The sequence below is a fragment of the Helicobacter bilis genome (assembly GCF_900198365.1).
Taxonomy (GTDB): domain Bacteria; phylum Campylobacterota; class Campylobacteria; order Campylobacterales; family Helicobacteraceae; genus Helicobacter_A; species Helicobacter_A bilis_B.
Window position 1 is genome coordinate 1 of sequence record NZ_FZMS01000107.1, and the last position, 5,318, is coordinate 5,318.

5 protein-coding genes are annotated in these 5,318 nt (G+C 32.2%); 1 reads left to right on the top strand and 4 read right to left on the bottom strand.

The genetic code is table 11. The features are described 5' to 3' along the window. Positions 1-70: 70 nt before the first annotated feature. Positions 71-1,330, bottom strand: a complete 1,260-nt coding sequence (locus tag C6H08_RS11065; RefSeq protein WP_034579786.1) for an ArsS family sensor histidine kinase — start codon at positions 1,328-1,330, stop codon at positions 71-73. Between the two features lie 114 nt (positions 1,331-1,444). On the opposite strand from C6H08_RS11065, the gene C6H08_RS11070 reads away from it, so the two are divergent. Next, positions 1,445-1,999, top strand: a complete 555-nt coding sequence (locus C6H08_RS11070; RefSeq protein ID WP_034579783.1) for a hypothetical protein — start codon at positions 1,445-1,447, stop codon at positions 1,997-1,999. A gap of 124 nt (positions 2,000-2,123) precedes the next feature. Here C6H08_RS11070 and C6H08_RS11075 read toward each other — a convergent pair whose 3' ends face one another. From C6H08_RS11075 to C6H08_RS11085, 3 genes are all read right to left on the bottom strand, one after another. After that, on the bottom strand, positions 2,124-3,338 hold the full coding sequence (locus tag C6H08_RS11075; protein ID WP_034564961.1) for a hypothetical protein: 1,215 nt from the start codon (positions 3,336-3,338) through the stop codon (positions 2,124-2,126). An 11-nt stretch (positions 3,339-3,349) separates the two neighbouring features. After that, a complete protein-coding gene (locus tag C6H08_RS11080; RefSeq protein WP_052099997.1) occupies positions 3,350-4,354 on the bottom strand; it encodes a GTP 3',8-cyclase MoaA family protein in 1,005 nt (334 codons plus the stop codon). Positions 4,355-4,466: 112 nt separating this feature from the next. Continuing rightward, on the bottom strand, positions 4,467-5,096 hold the full coding sequence (locus C6H08_RS11085; protein WP_034579781.1) for a histidine phosphatase family protein: 630 nt from the start codon (positions 5,094-5,096) through the stop codon (positions 4,467-4,469). Between the last annotated feature and the right edge of the window lie 222 nt (positions 5,097-5,318).

Sequence of the window (5,318 nt, forward strand, 5' to 3'; positions counted from 1 at the left end):
ATGTAAAAATAGAACGAGATTCTAAATAATCACTGCAAAACACCGCTTTAATAAAAATAGAACCTAGATTTTAATCTCGCAAGGCATTATCCAAACGGCAAAAATTCTCTACAATACAATCTTTTATTATAAACATGTTATATCCATCTTCATAGAGATACTCTAACTCAAAGTTTTGTGTGTCAAGCGTTGTTTTTACGATATACATGCCTAAGCCAAAACCTTGTGAGAGTGGATTTTTAATATCTTTAAAATAAGGTTTAAAATATTCATTTACATCAAGTTTTAACTTTTCGCTTTTATTTTTTACAATCAAGTCTTTGCCCCTAGATTCTATAATCACTTTAAAATCTATGCTATATTTTATGCCATTATCAAGCAAGTTCTTAATACATAATGTAAATAAATGAAAATCCACTTTCACCAAGTCATCATGGTGCAAAAACACTATATTGTCATTATTATTAGAATCAATAAGTAGCATTTGCATAGCTTCTTTTACAATCTCTCTCAAGGGTATCTCTATCTTTTTTGTCATATAATTCTTACTTGCTAGCTGCTCGATTTTAGCAAACTCATCAATGAGTGAATTAAGCCTTTCAAATACCCCACATAATCTCTGTTTCTGTTTAGAATCTATAACCATTTCCGCTACAATCCGCCCTTTTGTAATCGGTGTCTTAAGCTCGTGCATAATAGATCGTAAAAAAAGCGTCCTTGCTTCACCCACTGCTTTTAGCTTTTCAACAGAATGGTTAAATTCACGCACCAATTCACCTATTTCATCTTGATTTTTAGACCCCCAAACAATCGGTCGAATCTCATTTTCATTTGCCATAATCGCTATTTCATTTTTAATATGACTAAGTGGCATTAGCCGTTTCATAAGTGTGATATAAATAATGACTAAGATAAGCGCACCCATAAAGGTTAGCATGTGATATTTAGACCAATTAAATGCAATAGGATCTTGATAGACAACAAAATTATCCATAGTCCGCAAGGCAATAAATATATCATTCCCATCTTGTATGACACTTACGCTAAAGCTACCCGGATGTGGTGCTGGCTCTTGTGCTATCCTCTCTTGCATATACGCTGTTATAGGCACTTCATAAAAATTCTCTTCTTCAAGAAAGCTTTTTATACCCTCCATACTTGCATTATATTGACGCATTTTACCAATAGCTGCAACGATGATATTATACTGCTTTATACTCTCTATGCCCGGCTGCACCTTGACATAAAAAAGTGAGACTGCTAGGAAACTAGCAAACGCAATGGCAAACAAAATGCTAATTTGAATAAATATAGATGTGCTTCTCCACATATCTAACCTTTAGAATCTAAGTTTAATTACACTGCTTAAAATATGGCATGAAGTGATAAAATAATTTGCAAAATGTGATTATAATGTTAAAAACTCCAATAAAGGAATATAGCTATGATAAAATCTCTAAAAAGTGTGAATGTTTCTAAAAATACAAATATATATAAAAATGCTAGTATTGTTGCGTGTGTAGCCGGTGGTGTAAGCACAACTTTGGCTTATTGTAATAATAAAAAAGAAAAAGGGAAAGAAGTCGCCATGAAACAAGCGATTTTTCATGGGACATTAAATGCGTGTAAGGAGGGTTTAACTTATATCCTAACCACACAGATAAATAAAAGCACAGCTAATGCGATGATACAACATAGCGGCAATAAAGCCTTATATCTTATGAAAAATTTTGGCACAACAGCTTTTAAGCTTGGCACACAAATCGCAATGAACTCTGCAAACGACATTTTAAAATGGCAAAAAGGTGAAACAACAAATAAGGAATGCCTGCAATCTATCAAAAAGAATGCTTGTGGCATTATAGGTGGATTTGTGGTAGCGCGTGGATTCTCTATTGTTTGTGGTGCGGTAATACCGGGTGTTGGCGTATTGGCTGGGGGTATTGCGGGTGCATATATTGGTGAATATGTAGGAAGAAAGATTGCGGAGAGGGTGTAAGTTGTATATCTTATACTATATATTATATTTTTATTACTTTTCTTGCAAGGGATTATTTGTTGGTCTGCATTTTTTATATATTTTTATTTTATGGATTCTATTTAAACACCACAATTATAAAACACTACTCAATCCACTTTTCTACAAAAGTTTTAACTTTTTTAATGTGAGAGTGTTTATCTCTACTCATATCATAAACTAAATATTTTATCTTGTATTTAGCCATAATATGATTGATATGCTTTGGGCAGTAAAGATACATAACTATTCCCTCTTTTATACATAAGTAGCGAACAATAGAATCTATAATAAGATTATTGTAGAAATAGAATCTAAAACAATCGTCTTCTGCTGCCATTTTTTTGAGAAAAAACAAATAATATTGTATCTTGTCCCTGCATACTTGTAAATCATAACTCTCACTTTTATATAAAGGAGAATCCATATATGTCTGCGATACTTTTGCTATCGTATCGCAAAGCTTCTTTCCTCCAAGCAAAATAGTTTTTGAAACATTGTTAATATATGAGCCACAATAATATTTTACATACTCTTTGAATGATTGAATAATGGCGAGTTCCACCATAATATCATCTTTTAAAATGACAATTTTTTCACCTAAAATAAACATAACACTTTCTTTAAAAATTTCTTGCCAATGATCTTGTATCATATTAAAAACTTGCTCCTTAGAAAATTTGCTAAGCAAAATCAAATCAATATCAGAGTATAAACTCATATCTAATCGCCCAAGTGATCCATACGATATGAGTTTATTAAAGCCATTCTTTTTTAATATATTTATCATTTCGCCTGTGTAATGATATTGTTTTAGCGGTAATTTGCTGTTTATCTCTATAAAATCATCTTGTTCTATCGTATGCCAACCAAGTGCTATCCTATCCCACATTTCATAAAGTTTGCCACTTTTTAAGGTTGTATCAAGCAATCTAATCGTGTCTGCAATCTTTGTGGATTCTGCAAAATGATTATTGCTTTCAAAAATTTTTCTTTTTGCTTCTATTCTCTCTAAACATATTTGTAATGGTGCATTTATATACAAAACAACGCAGCTATTATCTCTCATTTTCTTTAGAATCTCTTTAGCAGCATATCCAAATCCACATAGCTCTACAATAGCATTTTCTGTTTCTAACATTGCTTTAGCAAAATATCTTGCAATTTTTATCTCACTTTTTTCACTACCATCGCCATATTTCTTGCGAAAATCATCAATACGCAAAATCTCATACTTGCCTAATTGACACATTATCTTATAAATAGATTCTGCAAAAGTGCTTTTTCCAGCATTGATATTGCCCAAAATAAAAAATCTCATAATGCAGTCCTTTAATCAAGCTGGATTGCGGCTTCTATTGGTTTTTTCTTGCCCATATCACCACAATAATCACAACTTTCAAAATAAGTTTTTTTATAAAATAACCTTAAATCATCTTTTAAATTTTTAGAATCTAGAGAAACAAAATCTCCCTTTAACGCATTAATCCCATATATCTTACTCATTGAGGTGGCAGGAGGGCAAATAAAAATATTGCCGCTACCACCCATATTGCCAATCATAGATACACAATACATACCACAATCAAGAAAGTTTTTTGCAATTTGTTCTTTCGTGCGATTTGCTTTTTTAATTTCTCCAGTTGAAAACCATTTTTGTGCGTCCCAGTGTAAGACAAAATGTCGTATATCATATTGCTTAAGTCGTGTTTGTATGTGGTGCAGCTTTTCTTGTGATTTTAGGCTTTGGACCTGTTTGCTATAATCATCAATTATCACTCTTGCCTTATAGCAATCCTTGAGAGAATGCAGTATATCATCACTTATAGGAATTGTAGCATTTGTAATGATGTCAAAGCTTTTTATTTTTTGTTCATTTTTTATGTAGTCAATAAGTTTAGGTAAATCTTTAAACAATAATGGCTCTCCACCTAAAATTCTTACCGACATAATGCTATCTACAGAATCAAGCAAACATTTTAGATCCTTTGTAATATTTTCTAGCCTACCTTTATAATGTTGCTCTTTTTTAAAGAGGGGCATTAAATCGTGGCAATCTTTACATTTTAAAGTGCATTGTGTTGTTACGACAATCTGCATATATGGGATATCTATCTTGCCACATATAAACCTTATCATAAGCCACATTCTATATATAAACATAAGTTTGCATTTTGTAAATAAGAATCGTAAAAACCTAAAATAAGCACTATATTTTCTTTTATTTCTGTCATAGCCATATACCGCACCCCATCGCATCATTGTTTCGTGCTGTGAAAAATAGCGTTTTTGAAAAGTTGTATCACAAAGCAGTTGTAATCTTTTATAAAATCTCATACCAATCCCCTTATATCAAACTCAAACTTTTCTCCACGCCAAGCAAAGCATAATAAATGCTCTTCACGCCAGAAAAACACACCTTCAAGCATATACACCCACTCTATCTCACTCATATTTTTTTTTGTAATAAATAACAAAGTGTTAGCATAATAAGCCCATCGTGGCTTACAAAAATATCAAGCTCTTTTCTCTTAGAATCTTTTGCTTGTAGCAACTCACTATTTAAGATTCTATGTCCTATATCATCACAAAGTCCCATATACTCTAGTAGCAAATATACACTTTTTTCCACAGGATATACACCATCTATATTTTCTCTATCAAGCATTTTTTGTAAGAGTAGCTTTATATCCTTATTGTAATATTCATAAATATTATGCCATTTACGAGAATCTGAAATCCACATAGCTTTTAATACATTATGTGTGCTAGTCTCTGTATTGATGTCATAGCCTTTTTGTATATGATTAAGCGTTTCTACACACCGCCTAGATTCACTAGAGACAAGATTACACAATATAAATTCATCTCGTAATCCCCTGCCAAACTCTTCTGCCATTATCTTGCCCTCTCTTGTAAGTCCCCAGTGAAAACCTGCTATCTGTATCATCTCTCCATTATACTCCACTTTTTGCCCTTCAACACCGGGGCGAATTGAATGTCGCACAAATAGCTTTGCTCTTACACCACTAGGGATTAAGGCTACACTATCACTCATACTTGCATATATACTTCTCATTTTTGCTCCCTTCTTATTTCCATAGCACTCATAATGCCTTGAAGTTTTGTAACGCCAACTATTTTTAATCCACTTTTATATCTATCTAGCAACACACATAAAACACTTAATCACAAACACAAAAACACACTAACACATAAAAGCCTTGTATAAAGGGTTTTTGCATAAGTGTTTTATAATATGCTTATATGTCATAATTCCTTTTTTTTTACTTCCACATGA

Bases quoted from the DNA above. Each gene is read 5' to 3' on its own strand.
- C6H08_RS11070 (WP_034579783.1), top strand. From the start codon at position 1,445: ATGATAAAATCTCTAAAAAGTGTGAATGTTTCTAAAAATACAAATATA.
- C6H08_RS11065 (WP_034579786.1), bottom strand. From the start codon at position 1,330: ATGTGGAGAAGCACATCTATATTTATTCAAATTAGCATTTTGTTTGCC.
- C6H08_RS11085 (WP_034579781.1), bottom strand. From the start codon at position 5,096: ATGAGAAGTATATATGCAAGTATGAGTGATAGTGTAGCCTTAATCCCT.
- C6H08_RS11080 (WP_052099997.1), bottom strand. From the start codon at position 4,354: ATGAGATTTTATAAAAGATTACAACTGCTTTGTGATACAACTTTTCAA.
- C6H08_RS11075 (WP_034564961.1), bottom strand. From the start codon at position 3,338: ATGAGATTTTTTATTTTGGGCAATATCAATGCTGGAAAAAGCACTTTT.